General features: G+C 63.3%; 18 protein-coding genes. 2 read left to right on the top strand and 16 right to left on the bottom strand.

Translation table 11 applies throughout. From position 1 onward, the window contains the following. Positions 1-3: 3 nt before the first annotated feature. The 3 genes from FJ424_RS05500 to FJ424_RS05490 all read right to left on the bottom strand — a co-directional run bounded on the left by FJ424_RS05500 (position 4) and on the right by FJ424_RS05490 (position 1,550). Positions 4-627 carry an NAD(P)H-dependent oxidoreductase gene (locus FJ424_RS05500; RefSeq protein WP_140652677.1) on the bottom strand — a complete coding sequence of 208 codons (624 nt, stop codon included), beginning with the start codon at positions 625-627 and terminating at the stop codon, positions 4-6. Between the two features lie 94 nt (positions 628-721). Continuing rightward, positions 722-1,006: a low affinity iron permease family protein gene (locus FJ424_RS05495; protein WP_246677151.1), complete on the bottom strand. Its 285-nt coding sequence runs from the start codon at positions 1,004-1,006 to the stop codon at positions 722-724. A gap of 226 nt (positions 1,007-1,232) precedes the next feature. Further along, positions 1,233-1,550, bottom strand: a complete 318-nt coding sequence (locus FJ424_RS05490; protein WP_140640545.1) for a hypothetical protein — start codon at positions 1,548-1,550, stop codon at positions 1,233-1,235. A gap of 206 nt (positions 1,551-1,756) precedes the next feature. On the opposite strand from FJ424_RS05490, the gene FJ424_RS05485 reads away from it, so the two are divergent. Continuing rightward, positions 1,757-2,251 carry a hypothetical protein gene (locus FJ424_RS05485; protein ID WP_140652679.1) on the top strand — a complete coding sequence of 165 codons (495 nt, stop codon included), beginning with the start codon at positions 1,757-1,759 and terminating at the stop codon, positions 2,249-2,251. A gap of 680 nt (positions 2,252-2,931) precedes the next feature. Here FJ424_RS05485 and FJ424_RS33460 read toward each other — a convergent pair. The 7 genes from FJ424_RS33460 to FJ424_RS05455 form a co-directional block, all read right to left on the bottom strand. After that, positions 2,932-3,069 (bottom strand): hypothetical protein, encoded by a 138-nt coding sequence (locus FJ424_RS33460; RefSeq protein ID WP_181182009.1) that lies wholly within the window; start codon positions 3,067-3,069, stop codon positions 2,932-2,934. 18 nt (positions 3,070-3,087) lie between these two features. Then, positions 3,088-3,291: a DUF2934 domain-containing protein gene (locus FJ424_RS05480; RefSeq protein WP_140652681.1), complete on the bottom strand. Its 204-nt coding sequence runs from the start codon at positions 3,289-3,291 to the stop codon at positions 3,088-3,090. A gap of 153 nt (positions 3,292-3,444) precedes the next feature. Further along, the gene (locus tag FJ424_RS05475; protein WP_140640539.1) at positions 3,445-3,648 is read right to left on the bottom strand and encodes a hypothetical protein; all 204 of its coding nucleotides are present in this window, start codon (positions 3,646-3,648) and stop codon (positions 3,445-3,447) included. 153 nt (positions 3,649-3,801) lie between these two features. Further along, positions 3,802-5,793: a protein-L-isoaspartate(D-aspartate) O-methyltransferase gene (locus FJ424_RS05470; protein ID WP_140652683.1), complete on the bottom strand. Its 1,992-nt coding sequence runs from the start codon at positions 5,791-5,793 to the stop codon at positions 3,802-3,804. Between the two features lie 12 nt (positions 5,794-5,805). Further along, entirely contained in the window at positions 5,806-7,566 is a 1,761-nt protein-coding gene (locus tag FJ424_RS05465) for a thiamine pyrophosphate-dependent enzyme (protein WP_140652685.1), read from the bottom strand. Positions 7,567-7,996: 430 nt separating this feature from the next. Then, the gene (locus FJ424_RS05460; RefSeq protein ID WP_140652687.1) at positions 7,997-8,962 is read right to left on the bottom strand and encodes a complex I NDUFA9 subunit family protein; all 966 of its coding nucleotides are present in this window, start codon (positions 8,960-8,962) and stop codon (positions 7,997-7,999) included. Positions 8,963-9,024: 62 nt separating this feature from the next. Further along, complete coding sequence (locus FJ424_RS05455; protein ID WP_140652689.1) at positions 9,025-9,573, bottom strand: DUF6496 domain-containing protein; 549 nt, start codon at positions 9,571-9,573, stop codon at positions 9,025-9,027. 277 nt (positions 9,574-9,850) lie between these two features. On the opposite strand from FJ424_RS05455, the gene FJ424_RS05450 reads away from it, so the two are divergent. Next, a complete protein-coding gene (locus tag FJ424_RS05450; protein WP_140640531.1) occupies positions 9,851-10,288 on the top strand; it encodes a DUF2267 domain-containing protein in 438 nt (145 codons plus the stop codon). Between the two features lie 46 nt (positions 10,289-10,334). Here the strand turns inward: FJ424_RS05450 and FJ424_RS05445 are convergent, their stop codons facing one another. From FJ424_RS05445 to FJ424_RS05420, 6 genes are all read right to left on the bottom strand, one after another. Then, positions 10,335-10,775, bottom strand: coding sequence for a CBS domain-containing protein (locus tag FJ424_RS05445; RefSeq protein ID WP_140652691.1), 441 nt, complete (start codon positions 10,773-10,775; stop codon positions 10,335-10,337). A 688-nt stretch (positions 10,776-11,463) separates the two neighbouring features. Then, positions 11,464-12,006: a sarcosine oxidase subunit gamma gene (locus FJ424_RS05440; protein ID WP_246677149.1), complete on the bottom strand. Its 543-nt coding sequence runs from the start codon at positions 12,004-12,006 to the stop codon at positions 11,464-11,466. Then, positions 11,999-14,947, bottom strand: a complete 2,949-nt coding sequence (locus FJ424_RS05435; protein WP_140652696.1) for a sarcosine oxidase subunit alpha family protein — start codon at positions 14,945-14,947, stop codon at positions 11,999-12,001. Before FJ424_RS05435 ends, FJ424_RS05440 begins: the two co-directional genes overlap by 8 nt. A 4-nt stretch (positions 14,948-14,951) precedes the next feature. After that, complete coding sequence (locus FJ424_RS05430) at positions 14,952-15,209, bottom strand: sarcosine oxidase subunit delta (protein ID WP_140640525.1); 258 nt, start codon at positions 15,207-15,209, stop codon at positions 14,952-14,954. Positions 15,210-15,220: 11 nt separating this feature from the next. Next, the gene (locus FJ424_RS05425; RefSeq protein WP_140652698.1) at positions 15,221-16,477 is read right to left on the bottom strand and encodes a sarcosine oxidase subunit beta family protein; all 1,257 of its coding nucleotides are present in this window, start codon (positions 16,475-16,477) and stop codon (positions 15,221-15,223) included. Between the two features lie 9 nt (positions 16,478-16,486). Beyond that, positions 16,487-17,635, bottom strand: coding sequence for a Xaa-Pro peptidase family protein (locus FJ424_RS05420; RefSeq protein ID WP_140652700.1), 1,149 nt, complete (start codon positions 17,633-17,635; stop codon positions 16,487-16,489). Between the last annotated feature and the right edge of the window lie 32 nt (positions 17,636-17,667).

The following is a 17,667-nucleotide window of genomic DNA, read 5'->3' as shown; positions in this document are numbered from 1 at the left end:
ATATCAATCGCCCTCTGGCACGCCGACATAGTTTTTCGTCTTGAAGAGCCCGGCCAGATGAGCGGCATTGGATGCCGCCATCTTGATCATGCCGACGACTTTTTCAGGCGCGCCGGGAAGATCGACGAAGTTGACGTCACCCATCGCTTCTCCAACCCAGTACACGCCGCCATTGGCAGGAACGGTGAAGCCGACGTCGTTGAGCGCCTGATAGCACTCGGCATGGCAGTGATGCGCGCCATCCTCGTTGCCGACGATCGCCACCAGCGCCACCTTTCCGGCAGCCGGCATGCGTCCGCTGTCGTCGGTCTCGGACAGGAAAGCGTCCATCCGCTCCATCACGCGCTTGGCCACGCTCGACGGCTGCCCCATCCAGATCGGCAACCCAAGGATGAAGATGTCGGCGGCCAGGATCTTTTCCCGCAGCTTCGGCCAGTCGTCGCCTTCGCCCATATCGGAAAGCACGCCGGGCCTGATGTTGTGGACAAGAGCGCGGGCGGTTTCGCATGCGACGTCATGCGCGGCCAGCGCCTTCGCCAACTCCGCCAGCATTCTGTCGGTGGAGGATTCTTCCCCGTCCGTCGGCATTTTAAGCGTGCAATTGAGCGCGAACGCGGTGAGCGACATCATATTCTCCTGCCGGCTTCGGGCGACCGTCTCGCCCTGACGATCCGAGCCTTGGATGGTGGCGCTTTCGTAGGGGGGAAGGTCGGCCGGGTCATCAAGTGTCCAACCGCGTGTGCTCCGATATGTTCCTGCGGTTGTCCCGCACCTTTTCGATCTCTTCCGGTTCCTTTTCGTCGATACCCGTGACAGCGTCGCTCGCCGTTCGACTTGATGTGATCAGCTCGTCCAGTTTGGCTTGAAGAGCCTGCGTGTCGCGGTGCTCGGCGCGCTGTATCAATAGGGTCATTACCCCGGTCGCAAGGGTGGCGATACCGTGCCAGTCCAAGGTCTTCGGTTCGAAGACGAGCCACGCCGCCGGCTTTGTTGCTGGTCCGCTCAAGTCAGGCCGCCCGCAATGTCAGCCTCAATCCTGATACCTGGTGCCACCCGCGCCGTTCTGCTTGTTTGCGTCCCGCAGCAGGCGGACAATGGCATCCACGGGGGACGGGTCGGTTGCGGGTTGGGCTTTCCAGCGCCACAGATGGCGAAACAAAATCCTCAAGCTTGGCATCGCAACAGCCTCCTGCGCTATCAACCTGGAACCGGGAGCGATGTTCCTTTCGCGGCTAGCGGAAGACCGCGGCGACGAGAAATGCGACGGCGGCCACGACAACCAGCGCCACTACGACCAGAACCGGGCCGCTTCTGCGCGGCTGCAGGTCGGGCGCGTTCTCCGGCTGTCGCATCGCGTTGGCAAAACTCGCCTGGTTGGTGAAGTTCGATTTGCGCGCCTCGGCCGGCTGAGCGGAAGTCGCGACATCGCCGGCCTCGGCATCTGTCTCCTGCGGCGCCGCCGCCGGGTCGAATCCGGGCGTCTTGTCCTGGGTCCTGCCGGCTTGGATTTCGCCGCGTGCTTCGGCGGATGTATGTTGGTTGGGTGACATTTTGCGCCTCCTTTGTCTCCAAACCTGCTTCCGGCCCCGCTGTTCCAACCGGGCGTCAAGGCAGGAGGCGGGATCAAGCAAGCGCCTTCGACTTCATTGCCTGCGCGACGTCAGGCGCACGGTTGCCGAGATCGATTCTTGAACTCGGACGGAACTTTCGGGTCAGGGGAGCCTTGTATCCTCGATAGCAGGACAACGAGGCCGGAATGCAAGTTCTCGACACAGCGATACATGCCGATCCCAAAGGCGCGACAGTCGAGTTTCTTGGCGAGGGCGGAGAAAGGATCGCTGTCACCATGATTGTGTCCGACCCGTTGCTTGGCGACGCCGCGCTTATCGATCGCGCCAGAGAGATGATGTTTCAGTGCGCGGCATTCAGCTACCCGGCAGAACGAGACGAACCGGACGGCAAGGTGGACGCAGGCCGGCCTGGCGTCGAGCGGCAAAGCGATATGGACCAAGGTCCGTACACATTCGAATATCGCGACGGCGGCAGTGTGAGGCGGGTCGAAGGCGTTGAATTGCCCGACCTCGAAGCTGCTCGCCATGAAGCGGTGCGCTCGGCGATCGATCTGCTCGACGATGCGGCTGAACCGCGTCAGGACGGCTGGGCGGTTCGGGTTTGTGGCGGCGGCGGTCATGTCGTCTTGTCCGTCGATTTCGAAGAAGCAAGGCAGGAAAGGGCAACCACCGCGATGTGAGGGAAGGCGGCGTCTGTGAAAGGTATGATGATGCATCCTTTCATGTCACTGCATATGCTTGCAAATTCACGGGGCGATGGGCTCAGACCGGAGTTTCTTCGTCTCTTCGAGGCGCGCGCCGCCTTGTCGAGCCCTGACGTGATAGAACTCCGTCTCGGCAAGGAGCAGGCTGGTCCAAATCCCATCGGCAGCGCCGCAACCGCGGCGCAGCAACACGTCCCGCGCTTTCCTGGCGGGCACGCTGAGAACAATCGCGAGCCCGAGCCAAGGAGGGGCACGGTAGACTAACGGAGGCCGAGATGCGGACGCCCTTGGCACTGATCATCGAAGATGAATATCTGATCGCTCCGGACGAGGCGCTTCTTTGAATTGTCCGATTGGCAACTGCATGATGTCGTCTGCAGCTGTCATGCCGGCGCGAGTTGGGCCGCCGCGCGAGTTCGCAGGATCGTAAAAGGCCATCTCGCCTGGCTCAGGAGCCGTTTGGTGCATTGAAAGCCGGTCGTCCGGCGAGCACGGGGTCGCCGGACGACACGGCTGAGATCAGTGCAGGCTCCGCGCGAGCGCGCTATTCCAGGCGGGGTGGCGCCGATCCGGAAATACGGCAACGATCCGACATGCTCGATCGCGAGGCTGCAAAACTGAAACGCGACACGGCGGCCGGTGAGGCTGGCCGTACCTCAGCCACCTTGGTCGATAGCGTGCGGCGACGGCTGCTGGGCGCCGCCGCTGGGGCGTCTGTTGTTCTGGTCAGCCCAAAGCCAAAGGGCGATCAGCACGATCAGCAGGGCCGCGACAAGTGTACCGATACGACGCATTCGCTGGTCGCCGTGCCTTCAGCCGCCGGGCTTGTTGGTGGCCGGATCCGAGCCGACGCCAACGGCGGGGTCCGGCGTCACCGGGCCGCGCTCGGCTTCCGAGCCTTCCGATTCGATCTCCTGGACGGCCTGATCCCAGTGTTCCTGCTCACGCCCATCGGGGCGGCCTTCGCGTTCCCAGATCTCGTGGGCGCGTTGCCTGATGCGTTCTTCCCGGTCCATGCTTTCCTCCTGTCGCGCCTGACGTTGGCGCTTATTTGCGCCCAATCGAGCGCTGAGAGGTTTGTTCCATTGGATTCGAATGGATTAAGTCGCTTTTGGAATCCCGCCCATGCCGGTGGCCGCTGGCACGGTCGGTGTGAGGGCGAGGACAGTTTACTTGTTCGTGCGAATTTTCTGACGCGGGTTGATTCCGCCCGTTGAGGTGGTGTCGTTCTCGACATCTCCCTCGACCGTGTTCTCGCCATGCTCCAACTCGTCACCTTCCTTGATGGTGCCCTTGGAGGTTCCAATGCCGGGATCGTTCTCCATATCGGCGTCGCTCGGTCTTTTCGATTTCGGGTGCTGGTTTCCGCTCATGGCCGTTCCTCGATTAGTGCGTTTCACCGTTTCACGGAAACGGTGAAACGCACTACCTCTTTGATTTACGCAATTCCGGACGGAAAACCGCTCACGCTTTTCTTGGAATTGCTATGGCCTGCCAAACTGGAAGGGATGCCGAATGTTCCGGCGTCAGACGCCGAATGGATAGGTTTCCGGCACGCCTTCGGCAGCGTGCTCGGGTCCGAGCGGCGTGACCGCGTTGGTTTCATCGAACCACACAAAGGCATCGAACTGCCGCGCCAGCGAGGCGTCGGCATAGTGGCTGTGCAGTTCGGTTTCCGGCCGGTAGATCACCCCGATGAATCGTTCCAGCCGGCGCTCGGTCAGGCGGTCGCGCAGGTCCGGGTCGTGCCCGAGGTCAAGCAGGAACCGGTGAATGCCGGCGTCGTGGCAGAGCCGCTCGTAGCTGTCTTCGCGAGAGGGCCGCACCGACTTGATTTCCATGTCTCCGTCCCAGTCGGTCGCTGCCGCGACGGTGCCTGCATGCGTGCCTAGGCCGATGAGTGCCGCGGCATCGCCAAACTTCTGCCGGCAGAGCTGGCCGATATTCACTTCGTCGCGCGAGATGCCCATTTCGGTGTAGCGCGCGTCGCCGATATGCGAATTGTGCGCCCAAACGACAGCCTTCGCGTTGGGGCCCCGCGCATCGAGGATATGCTCCAGCGTTTCGAACATATGGGTATCGCGCAAATTCCAGGATTGCGGGCCGCCATAATACATGGTGCGGTAATAATGCTCGGCGGAGGCGACGAGACGGGCATTCTGCGCGGCGTCGAAGAGGTCGTCGCCGTCTTGTCCGGTATCGTCAAGCTGCCTCGCCAGCATCTCGCGGCATTGTTCGAGAACCGCTTCCTCGCATTCGCGGTAACCCCTGGTCAGCGCGGCGCGGCCATAGGTCGACGGCTCGGTCTGCCAAGGCGTCAGGCAGCCATAGCGCTCGCGCGCAACCTTTGCCGCTTCCGGGTCTACGCGGTCGAGATACTCCAGGACGGCGGCGATCGAGCCGCGCATGTTGTAGATGTCGAGGCCATAGAAGCCTGCTTGCGGCTGGAGTGCCTTGACCATGTCATTGTGCTCGCGCAACCACTCCACGAATGCCGCGACGTCGGTGTTGCGCCACATCCAGGTCGGAAAGCGCAGGAAGGGTCGCTCGGCGCCAGCGGAAGTGCTCTTACCGCGAACATGGCGGTCGATCGCTGCCGCATCGGGCCAATCGGCCTCCACCGCCACGATGGTGAAGCCGTGTCTCTCGATCAGCCTTTTGGTGATTGCCGCGCGCGCCCGGTAGAATTCGGATGTGCCGTGGCTGGCTTCGCCGAGCAAGACGATCCGCCGGTCCGCGAAGCGGTCGAACGGTTCGGCAAAGCCGGGATCGTTGAAGTCGGGCAGCGGCTCGGCGGCCGCGGCGATCATTTCCGGGAGGCTGCGCTGGCGCGCCAGTGGAATCGCGCGGACAGTCGCCGCGCGGCTTTCCTCCCGCCAGCCCTGTTCGCCGATGAGCGGGACGAACCGCACCCCGCCGAAATCCTCCTCGCTGTAGGTCGAGGCGCCCGTGCGGGTTACCTTGAGCAGGCGCTGCTCGTCGGGATCGTCGCCCACCGGGATGACCAGCCTGCCGCCGACGTCGAGCTGTTGCTGCAAGGCCAGCGGCGCGCCCGGCCCGCTCGCCGCGACCACGATGGCATCGAAGGGCGCCGCTTCCGGCCAGCCTCTGGTGCCGTCGCCGGTCCGAACTTCGATGTTGTCGTAGCCTAGTCTTTGAAAGCGGTGCCGTGCGGTTTCGGCCAGCGCTGTGTGGCGTTCGATCGTGTAGACATGGTCGACGATCCGGCTCATGACGGCGGCTGCGTAGCCCGATCCTGTGCCCACCTCGAGCACCTGGTCGCCCGGGCCGATTTCCGCCATCTCCAGCATGAAGGCAACGATGTAAGGCTGCGATATCGTCTGGCCTTCCGCGATCGGCAGCGGTCCATCCTCATAGGCGAATTCCTCGTAGCCGGGATCCACGAAGACTTCGCGGGGGACCTCGCGCATCGCCGCCAGGATTTCCCGATCATGGATGCCGCGGCGGCCGAGATGAACATCGACCATCCGACGGCGCTCGCGGGAAAGATCGAGCATCGGAATTCCCTCCTATTGTCCTGCCTCCATCATCGTCTTGGCGGGCTCCCGGGCGACGTTTTCCTCGATCTCACCGCGACCCGGCGTCCGAGGCAGCGCCTTGCGGAAGTTCTTGGCGTAGTCGGGTGGCATTTTCGGCGGCATCATCGGCTCATAGGCGTCGACCAGCGCCTCGATGATCACTGGGCCGCTGGTGGCGAAAGCCTGGTCCAGCACGCGCTCGACCTCCTCCGCCCGCTCGATGCTGAAACCTTTTCCGCCCATCGCCTCGGCGGCCTTGGCGAAATCGATCGGCTGCAATTCGCAGCCGAATTGCGGGTTGCCGAGAAACATCATCTGCTCCCAGGCGATCTGGTTCAGCATGTTGTTCTTGACGACCAGGATTTTCAGCGGGATGCCGTAGCGCACCGCCGTGGAAAACTCGCCGAGCTGCATGGCAAGCCCGCCGTCGCCGACGATCGCCGCGATCGGCCGGCCGGGAAAGGCGATGCCGGCGGCGATCGCATAGCTGAGACCGCAGGACATGGAGGCGAGCGCGCCCGAGACGCCGAAGGCCTGCCCAGCGCGGAGATCGACATGGCGGGCGGCGAGTTCCGTGTTCTGGCCGGAATCAGTCGCCAGTACCGTATTCTCGGCAAGGCGTTCGCCGAAGGCGCGCGCGATGCGCTGCGGCTTGAGCGGATGCGCCGCGCCATCTTCTGACTGGCGCATCATCTCGCGCCATCTTTGCATCGCGGTTTGCGCGGCCGCCAGGAATTCGCCGTCGCCTTTCTGCTTCAGCCGCTTGTTGAGGGCGCGCAATGTCTCGGCCGCATCGCCGACCAGGCCGGCCTCGACGGGGAAGCGCAGGCCGATACGCTGCGCGTCGCAATCGATCTGGACGCCACGCGCTGTGCCCGGCTGCGGATAATATTCGATGTAAGGGAAAGTCGAGCCGACGATGAGGACGGCGTCGCACGTCTCCATCGCCTCTTGTGATGGCAAGGTGCCCAGAATGCCGATGCCGCCGGTGGTGTAGGGATGGTCGTCCGGCAGCACCGCCTTGCCGAGCAGCGCCTTGACGATCGGCGCCTGCAGCAGCCGCGCCGTTTCCTCGAGCTCCACCGCCGCGCCGATGGCTCCGCGCCCCGCTAGGATCGCCACGCGCCCTGCATCATTGAGGACGGCCGCGGCTTTGTCCAACTCCGCATCTTGCGCGAGGCAGTGAGGAGCGAACATGTCCTGCGGCGTGTGCGCCGGGCGGTTGCGCTTGGATCGCTTGGCCGCGTCGGCGGGCTGTTCCTGGATATCGCTGGCGATCGAAAGATGGGCGACGCCCTTGCGGGCAAGCGCAGTGCGGCAGGCGAGGCTTGCTACGTTCTCCATATGCGCGGCGTCCGAGACCTGGACGTTGTAGACGCTGACGTCGTTGAAAACTCGAGTAAGATCGACATCCTGCTGCGTGAAAGTCTCGATCAGGTCATGGAACTGCATGCCGGTGATTGCCAGCACCGGCGCCTGGTCGAGCTTGGCGTCGTAGAGGCCGGTGAGAAGATGGGTGCCGCCGGGTCCGGATGTTGCCAGGCACACGCCGAGCCTGCCTGTCCATTTGGCGTAGGCGCAAGCCATGAACGCGGCCGATTCCTCGTGTCGCACCTGGACAAAGGATATCCTGTCCTGGCTTTTGCGCAGCGCCTCCATGACGCCGTTGATGCCGTCGCCGGGGAGCCCGAACACGACTTCGACGTTCCAGGCAATCAAGGTGTCGACGAGAATTTCCGCTGGATTGGGCATGGCGAGGCTCCGCTGTTGGCTTCCGAACCAGCAAGGCTGCGGTTGGTTCCCTCGCCGGATTGAGGCGGCTCATGGCCAAAAGGAACAAACCCGATTGCGCAGGGTTGGGCGGCCGCTGCAGTGTGGTGTCCCTGCCGCTGCAGTGTGGTGTTCCTAATGTGTTGCCCCTGAGTAGGCTTCCATGGTTCGACGATGCGCTGTTCGAACGGGTAGCGAAGTCCTTCGAGCTAGCGCGCAAGCAAGTTGAGGCGGAGGTCATCTCGATGCCGACGCCGACGTTGCACGGCGATGACGACCGCGTCATTTTGCGGCCAGTTGTGAACGTGAACTCTTGCCGGGTGTCGGTCATTTTCCGACCCGGGAAGCGCTGGAGCAGGTTCCTGCTTGCCTTTGGCAGGGAATATCCAGGGACAATTGGTAGCGAGCGGGGCTAGCGGCGGCTGGCGCGCGTTCTGGCTGCCGGCACGATTGCAGATCGCAGCACCTGGTCGATGTCATGAGGTTCTATTCCGAGGTCGCGAAATCCCGGCAGCTGGGCGTCCGCAACGGTGTCGATCTGCATGAGGTCGACCTGATTGCGTGTCAGCGGTGCGCCGGGGATGAACTCGCCGAAAGTGGCAAGAATGCGCCATAAGACAAATGGAACCGGCACCAATCGTGTCTTGATGCCAAGCAATTGAGCGACTTCCAGCACCAGGGTTCGATAAGTGTAGACACGCGGTCCACCGAACTCGAACAGACGGGCGTCGGCGCCTCCGGAGGCGATCCGCGCGATGGCTTCGGCAACGTCTTCAACGGATGCTGGCTGGAGGCGGGTATCGCCATTGCCGAACAGCGGATATGCGGGAAGGATGGGCAACAATCTCGTGATCGTTGTCAAAAACCTGTCGTCTGTTGCGGTCATCACCGCAGGGCGGACGATAGTCGCGCCCGGAAATCCGACGTTGACGGCCTCCTCACCTTGCCCTCGCGCCCTGATGTAACGGGACTGCGAACGTGAGTCGGAGCCGATGCCGGATATCTGTATGTATCGTTCGGCGCCACCTTCCCGCGCCGCGTCCGCTAATTGGGAAGCGGCCTCGACGTGGATGCGTTCGAAAGTAACGTCTCCATGTTCGGAATAGAGGCTGACTGCGTTGACTACCGTTGCTGCATCCGAAACGGCCGCTACAACTTGGCTTCGATCGAGGATATCGGCTTTGACTGCGCTAAAGGACTTGCCATTAGCCCACCCCGGTCGCGCATGCGCGGGATGGCGGGAGGCTGAACGAACGATAAGCCCGTGATCCAAGAGATGCCTGACGATCCTTCGCCCAAGAAAGCCGGATCCCCCGAACACGGTGACGCACCCCGACCGCGGTCGAGTGTTTGATGACGAAGTTTGTGCGATGGCCATACCCGTCAACGGTTCTTGCAACGGTTCTTCGTCCAGCAGGCGCCCGTCAAGGCAATCTGTGGCTAACTGCGAGTGGCACGCGTTCTGGCTGCCTTCTTCGCCGCTTGCTTCCTGCCTTGAGCGCCTTTGGTCTCCACAGCTTTCCGCGCGGCCGCCGAGCGCCCGGCTGCGCCTTTCGTCGCGGCCGCTTTCTTGGCAGAGGCCGATCGCTCTTCAGCGGTCCGTTGCGAAGCCGCTTCCCTGGTTTGTCGCGACAGCGCCTTGCGAGACGCACTGCTTTTCGGTTCGTGCTGGAGGACCTCAGACACGGCCTTAGAAACCTTCGGCCGGGGCTTGGGTTTGCGTTCACCTTGGCCGACTTCGTGGGCATATTCAGCGCTTTTTCGCGTGCTCTCCTTGACCTTACCCTTCTTTGGCGGGGGTAGGTCGACCCCGGCGCGGCGCGCTTCGGAAAGGCCGATGGCGATCGCTTGTTTTGTGGAACGCGCGCCGTGCTTGCCACTGCGAATCTCATCAATCTCCTCACGCACGAACTCGCCCGCTTGCGTGCTCGGCGACTTGCCTTGGCGCTTATCCCGTCGCGCCCTTTCGATGGTTTTCTTGTCGGGCATCGCTTTCTCCCTTCTCGGATAGGGGACCCAACTGATCCGCGCCCCAAAAGGCGGGAACGCGTCAGACACGCAATTGATCCTTGATCCAATGATCCTTGATCCAAAAGTTCCGACGGCGCCTGCGGCAGCGTTTGGTCCTTCGCCACTTGGGGCCACCCCGATCGCGCTACGGGCAACCGCGCTCGCACACCCGGCCCGGAGAACGAAACAATAGTTTCAGTCGGACGTTCCAACTGAAGCAGGGTGCGCGGGGCGCGCTTTTATCCGGGAGATTACGATGAGCGCAAATGGCCTCGACGTTTTCGACAAAACCGTTCAGATCACCAATATCTGGTTGAACGAGATCATGGACGATCTCGGCCCGGATCGACAACTCGCATGGCATGCGCTTGGTGTGGTTCTGCGCGCCTTACGCGACAGGCTGCCCGCGGAACTGGGTGCCAAGCTTGGCGCGGAGCTGCCGCTTATGATCCGTGGTGCATATTACGACCAATACCAGCCGTCCAATGTGCCGAACCGACATCGCTCTGTCGAAGAGTTCTTCGACACCATAAACGAAGGCCTGAAGTCCGGACGACCGGTAAACGCCGGCGACGCGGCCAGAACAGTATTCAAGGCACTTGCCCATCACATCGATTTAGGCCAGTCGGCGAAAGTGCGCGATGGCCTGCCCAAGGATGTCAAGGCGCTATGGCCCGAAAGCATCGGGGCGTAGGCGGCGTGACAGGATTGCAGCAGCGCCGGCCCACACTCCGCGAACTCTAATGGGCGGTTTGTGAATGTTCTCCGCCTGGCATTGATATGCCACCCAAAGCCTCCCCAGCTTCCGCCGCTTCTCCATTTTTCGCGAGGTCGCCAAGGGAGATGATGCCGACAAGCCGTTTGTCGCGGTTGAGAACGGGAAGCCGGCGCACCTGCAAGTCGCCCATGTTCGCAAGGACATGCTCGATATCCTCGTCATCGAAGCAGTATTTGATGTCCCCAACGCTCATGACGTCGCGCACCTTGGCATCCGGCCCATTGCCCAACGCTACGCCGCGGACCACGATGTCACGGTCGGTGATCATGCCAACCAGCCGATCGTTGTCGCCGACGGGCATCACCCCGGTATCGAGGCTGCCCATCATCTGGGCTACATCTCGAATCGAGTGTTCAGGATTTGCGATTTTGACGTCCCTCGTCATGCAGTCGCCGACTTTCATGGCAATCTCCTATCGGTTTGCAAAAGACCCCCGCCGGATCGCTGTGACGACGGAACGAACTGTTCAACGATAACGTTCCACCAATTCACCTGCGGATCCGCTTTTCGCGGCGTTCCGCATCGGGAAAGAAGTCCACCCCCGCGCATCGCGCCTTTCGAGCCGCAGACGTAGGTCACGCGCGTCCAGTACCTTGCGCGCGTCCAGATCGACCCGCCGGAACCAGAAAGCAGCCTGATTGCTTCGTCTGAACTTACGGGTGCGGCGCGATTGGGCCATGCGTTTGCGATAGGTCAAAGCCTGTTCGCGGTTTGCCGGGTAGTCGTGGCGGCCGGTTTCGCAACGACCGGAATGAACCGGTGCAGGGATCGACGCGTTGTGCTTCAGCCGGGGCCTGCTTGTCAAAGCGGAGCGCAAGGCAGCAAGTGACAAGAGTGTATGGAGCTGTCGGGACAAGGCATAGCCAACGGCTTTGCCGGAACCTGGAAATCGTCGGCCGAATACGCGCTTACGAAGATGAATGAGATGGCTTGGTGCTCCAAAGCGTCGGCGACCGGGTGCGGCGGCATCTCTTTCCACCACCAGCTATTCGTCTTCGGCCATCAACAGCCGGCGGGCGCCGACACCCGGGCCTCGTGCTGCTTGAGTGGACGGGTTGAGAAACGGTTCCATCTTGTCGGCCAGCGGGCAGTTAATTGCGCGCTTTAATTCCAGGCGAAGAACGCTTGCTGGCGCTGTCGGCGATCCAGTCCGCAAGGCTGCGCGCAAAGCTTCGCGGCACAATCATGACGCAGCTGGTCTCGCTCGTGCGCAGGACTAGCACCGGTACGTGATGCAAGGCCGTTTGAATTGCGCGGCCCGGCGCTGCGCCTGGCGCGCGCCAGTCGACTGCGATGCAGCCGGAGAGGATTTCCAGGATGCGCGCGCCGCTCAAGCTGAAGCGCACGCGTCCCTCGCCGAGGGGAACCGAACAGCCCAGTTCGGGATCGATCGCGGGCTGCGGCGGTTTTGCATCCGTCTCCATCATCAGCCAGAGACGGCGGGGGGAGACCCGAACGATGAGCGTGTCGGCATGGCGGACCGTCTCGCCGACCGAGACCGGCAGGGCAGTGCCCAGCATTTGGGAAACGTTCAGCTCAAACCGGGCCAGCATCCCGTCCCAGCCCTCGACCTGAACGATCGGGCAGTCGGACCTCGACAGAGTGAAATCTTTCGATACCAGAGCCTCAGCCATGCAGCCGCTCTCCTTTCGGATCCAGGAAGACGGGCGAGACGATGCGGGCGCGAACGGTTTCAGCCTTCATCGGATAGGTGGCGAGGACTTCGCTTCCCTCCACCGCGACATCGCCTGCCAGCAGGGCGAGGCCGACATAACGGCCAATCCCCGGGCTGAACGTCACCGACGTTATCCGGCCGCGTCCGTGCCCGGCGACGGTATCGCCGGGCATGAACAATATCGCACCGCCACGAAGGCGCTTGCCCTCTTCTGTGCATTCCAAGCCAACCAGGCGCTGACGGTCGGGAGCTTGAAATGCCGGACGCCGTCGCAAGACATCACCGACAAAACCTGCGCGTTTTCCGACCATACGGCCAAGACCGAGATCGTCGAGTGTGGTGCGGCCATCGATTTCGGGTCCGGCGACATGGCCCTTTTCGGCCCGCAGCGCGCCCAGCGCCTCGACACCGTAGGGTCTCAGGTCGAAGGGCGCGCCCGCCTCAAGCAAATGGCGCCAGACCGTCTCGCCGGCAGTTGCGCCGACATAGATCTCGTAGGCGCGTTCACCCGAATAGCTGAGGCGCATGATCCGCAACGCCCGGCCGCCGAACTCGCCTTCGGCAAGGCCCATATGCGGCAGTGCATCGTTTGAGACGTCGAGTTGCGGAAAGGCGGCGGCAAGGATATCGCGGCTCCTCGGTCCGGCGACCGACATCGCCGCCCATTCGTCGCTGACCGAGGTGACGGCGACGCGCAGATCCGGCCAGGCGGTGTCGAGCAGGAATTCCAGCCGCGACAGGACATCCGCCGCCTTGGCGGTCGAGGTGGTCATGAAGAACCGGCTTTCCGACAGCCGTGTAGTAGTGCCATCATCGAAGACGATGCCATCATCGCGCAACATGACTCCGTAGCGGGCGCGGCCGACCGGCAGCCTGGCAAAGCCATTGGCATAGATACGGTCGAGGAAAATGGCCGCATCCGGCCCTTGCACGTCGATCTTGCCGAGGGTTGAAATGTCCATCAGCCCCGCGGCCCCGCGCACCATGCGCATCTCGGCGACATAGGCTTCGTTCACGTCGCGGCCGGCGGCGCGGTAGAAATACGGACGCATCCACAGCCCAATCTCGAGCATGTCGGCGCCATTCGCCACATGCCAGTCATGCATCGGCGTAAGGCGAAACGGCTTGAAATGGTGGCCGACGGCGCGGCCGGCGAGCGCGCCGATGGCGACGGGCGCGTAGGGTGGTCGAAAGGTCGTGGTCCCGGTTTGCGGGATCGTCTCGTGGCGCAGCGCCGCCATGGCCGAAAGTGCTGCAAAATTGCTGGTCTTGCCTTGATCGGTGCCCATGCCGAGCGTGGTGTAGCGCTTCAGGTGCTCGACCGATTCATAGCCCTCGCGATGCGCCAATTCGATGTCTTTGGTGGTCACATCCATCTGGAAATCGACAAAAGCCTTTCCGCGGCCGACAAAGGGGATTGCGCGGAACGCGTTGGCTGCGGCTTCGCCGAGATCGAGCCTCGCGGGAGCCGGTGCGGCTGCCGATTTTCCGCAGAAGGCTGCGGCTTCGATACCGGCATGGTGTCCGCCGTCGATGGCGCCGGCGGTTGAAAAGCGGCCCATCATTGCGCCCGCGCCAAAATGCCCTGCCGGAAAGCCGCCGGGAATGAAGCCGTCCACGTCGTCGCGATAGACGGGTTTGACACCGAGATGCGCGGTGAGATGCACGGTCGGTGACCAGCCGCCGGACACGCAGAGGAGGTCGCAAGCGATCTCTGAGTTGCCACCCGGCCCACCGAGCTTTACGGCTTTGACTGCATGGCCGCCACGCAGATGGGTAACTTGGGCCCTGGATCGGATCGTTATGTTCAGGCGCCTGGCTTCCGCGGCCAGAGCGGCGGTCGGGTCGCCGCGCTGATCCGCGACCGTCACCTCCGCACCGGCGGCAGCAAGATCGAAGGCGGTCCGATAGGCGCCGTCATTGGTGGTGGCAACCAGGATCCGTCGGCCGGACAGAACGGCGAAGCGGTTGAGGTAGGCCCGGGCGGCCGATGCCAGCATGACACCAGGCCGGTCATTGTTGGAGAACACCAGCGGTCGCTCGATGGCACCCGCCGCAAGGATAATGGAGCGGGCGCGAAGCATAGTGAAGACCTGCCGCGCAGCGCCTTCCTCGGCCGGATCGTCGTTTCGTTCGATCAGACCTAGCGTGTTGCCGTCATAGGTGCCGAATGCCATCGTCTTGCGCAGCATAGCGACGTTGGGCAGGCCCATGAGTTCGGCCTCGGTCGCCTTCAGCCAGGCTGCCGCCTCGCCATCGGGACGCTCCGACAGCAGCTGACCGCCAAGCAGGAAATCCTGCTCGATGAGGGCGACCCTGGCGCCGGCGGCCGCCGCCGCGCGCGCCGCCGAGAGGCCGGCCGGGCCGCCGCCGACGACGGCGACGTCGGCGAATGCATGCCGCGTCTCATAGCGGCCGGGATCGGGCTCGGCGCCGGCTCGGCCCAGGCCTGCCGCCCGGCGAATGAAATGCTCATAGAACATCCAAGCGCGCCGCGACGGCCCCATGAAGGTCTTGTAGTAGAAGCCGGCGGAAAGGAACGGTGCAAACAGCCCATTGATGCTCTGCAGGTCGAAGCCGAGCGAGGGCCACCGGTTCTGGCTTTCGGCGATCATGGCTTGCGCCAGTTCGAGCGTAGTTGCCGGCATGTTGGGTTCGCGTCGTCCACCAGCCCCGAGCGTGACCAGCGCGTTCGGCTCTTCGGGTCCGGCCGAAAAGATGCCGCGCGGCCGGTGATACTTGAAACTGCGTCCGGTGAGTGTGACGCCGTTGGCCAGCAGGGCCGAAGCCAGCGTGTCGCCTTGATAGCCATACAGCTTGCGGCCATCGAAGCTGAAGTCGATCGGTTGCGCACGATCGATACGGCCACCGGCCGGCAAACGTCTGTCGCTCGAGTTCATGCTTCTATTTCCTGGCAAAGCCGACGGAGAGGATGGAATGGTTGCGGGTGTCGCGTTCGACGACCAGCCATTGCCGGCAGCCGGTCACATGTTGCCAGAACTCGCTATGTGGCCCGGGCGGGTTTTTGCGTACATAAACATAACGGTACCAGGACTCCGGGTCCGGATCGTCATGACGCGGACGCATAACCGAAGCGTCGCCGCCATAGCGGAACTCGTCATGATCGCGCGGGCCGCAGCACGGACATTCGATGCGAAGCATTCGTCTTGCTCCTATTGCAGCCAGGCCGCGGGGCCGGCTCCAGCCTCGTCGAGCGTGTGGCCGGTACGGAAACGGTCGAGCCCATAGGCGGCGATCAATGGATGCGGCTTGCCGGTTGCCAGCGTGTGCGCAAAACACCAGCCAGAAGCCGGTGTCGCCTTGAAGCCGCCATAGCACCACCCACCGTTGAGATAGAGCCCATCGATCGGCGTCGGGCAGATGATCGGGCTGGCGTCGGGCGTCATGTCCATGACACCGCCCCAATGGCGCAGCAGCCTGACGCGCGAGATGCAGGGCATCAGCGCGATCGCGGCCTCGGCCACCTCGCGCACGACGCCGAGATTGCCGCGCTGGGCGTAGGAATTGTAGCCGTCGAGATTGCCGCCGAAGACAAGCCCACCCTTGTCGGACTGGCTGACATAGAAATGATCGGCGCCATAGGCGACGACATGGTCGACCAGCGGCTTCAGCGGTTCGGTGACGAAGGCTTGCAGCACGTGGCTCTCGATCGGCAGCTCCAGGCCGGCCTTCTGGCCGAGCACCGACGTATGGCCGGCGACCGCGAGGCCGATCTTGCCGGCGCCGATGCGGCCTTTGCTCGTCTCCACGCCGACGATCCTGTCGCCGTCGCGGACGAAGCCGGTCACTTCGCAGTTCTGGATGATGTCGACGCCATGGCCGTCGGCGGCGCGCGCATAACCCCAGGCGACGGCATCGTGGCGGGCGGTGCCGGCGCGGCCCTGCAGGATCGCGCCATGGATCGGAAACCGCGCTGTGTCGGAGAAATCGAGATAGGGCACGAGCCGCCGCACCTCCTCGCGGTCGAGAATGTCGGCATCGATGCCGTTCAGCCGCATGATGTTGGCGCGATGGCTGAACGTGTCGAGCTGATCCGCCGAATGGGCGGTGACGATCTGGCCGCGCTGCGAAAACATGACGTTGAAATTCAGCGCCTGCGACAGGCCTTCCCATAGCTTGACCGAGAATTCGTAGAATTGGGTGTTGCCGTCGAGCAGATAATTGGAGCGGATCACCGTGGTGTTGCGGCCGACATTGCCGCCGCCGATATAACCCTTCTCCAGCACGGCGACATTGCGGATGCCGTGGTTCTCGGCGAGATAGAAGGCGGTGGCCAGCCCATGTCCGCCACCGCCCACGATGATCACATCGTAAGCCGGCTTCGGCTCTGCCGCGCGCCACGCGCGCTGCCAGCTCTTCTGGCCGGACAGGCCGTTACGGAAAATCGAGAACGCCGAATAGCGCGACATGTTCGTGGTCTAGCGGACGATCGAGCCGGCCGGGGTGCGGGTCAGCACTTCAGCGCCCGCGTCGGTCAGCAGCACGGTGTTTGAGATGAAATGGTCGCCGCGGCCGGTGCCCATCAGCCAGGACAGAATATGGAAGCTCATCCCCGTCTCGATATCGAGATCGGAATCGTGCCTCAGGCCGGTCACCGAGTTGCCGCCGGTCCAGGATGGCGGCTGGCCGATGCCGACCAGGTAGCCGCAATGGTGGCGGCGATAATGCGAGAGACCTGCTTCGTCTGCGGCGCCCTGCCAGGCACCATAGACGTCGCGCGCCTTGACGCCAGGCTTGAGCGCCTTGAGGACGGCATCGAATGCTTTGGCTGTGACCTCGGCCATCGCCGCGTCTTCATCCTTGATGCTGCCGATGCGGATCAGCCGGCCGAGCGGCGCGTGATAGCGCGAGATGCAGCCAGAGAGTTCGACGAAGACCGGCTCGCCGGCGCGGTAGATGCCGTCGCCCCAGGTCGTATGCTCTTCGCCAAGCCTGGCGGCGGGACGGATGAATGGGCCGAAGCCGGGCGCGTGGCCGCCGGCGCGGATCATCGCCGCCACGCATTGGGCAGCGACCTCCTGCTCGGCAGCCCCGTCGGAAATCGCCGCGATCGCTGCACCGGCAGCGGCATCCGTAACCTTTGCAGCGCGGCGCATCAGCGCCTGCTCCTCGGCACTCTTCACCAGCCGCATCCTGTCGACCAGCCCGGAGACATCGCTCCATTTGGCGTTGGCCTGCGCCTCGAGCTTTAGGGCGAGGCCGTGGCTGAGGCCCGACGTCCAGTGCTCGAGACCGATGCGCTTGCCCGTCAGGCCAAGCTCGGCAAGGACACGCGCGGCAAGGTCGGCGGCGGTCTCGCTGTCGGAATGGCCGCGGAAATCCGCCGCCTTCACTTGGTTCTCGATCGTCACCTTTTCCATCGACCGGGTGACTAGAACCGGTCGACCGCCGAGCGGGATGATCAGGAAGTGTGGCGCGAAGTAGCCCCAATGGTCGAGGCCCGTAAGGTAGAAGATGTTTTCCGGCGCAGAGAAGATAGCTGCATCAAGCCCGCGCTCTGCCAGCGCAGTGCAGACCTTCGACAGGCGGCCGGCGATTTCTGCTTCGGAAAAGGGATTGCGGTCCATTGGGTATCCTTGAAGTTACCGGCTGTCGGGTG

It is taken from the genome of Mesorhizobium sp. B3-1-8, assembly GCF_006439495.1.
GTDB lineage: Bacteria > Pseudomonadota > Alphaproteobacteria > Rhizobiales > Rhizobiaceae > Mesorhizobium.
The sequence above is the reverse complement of the archived record's forward strand: the minus strand, read 5'-3'. Positions and strand labels throughout refer to the sequence as shown.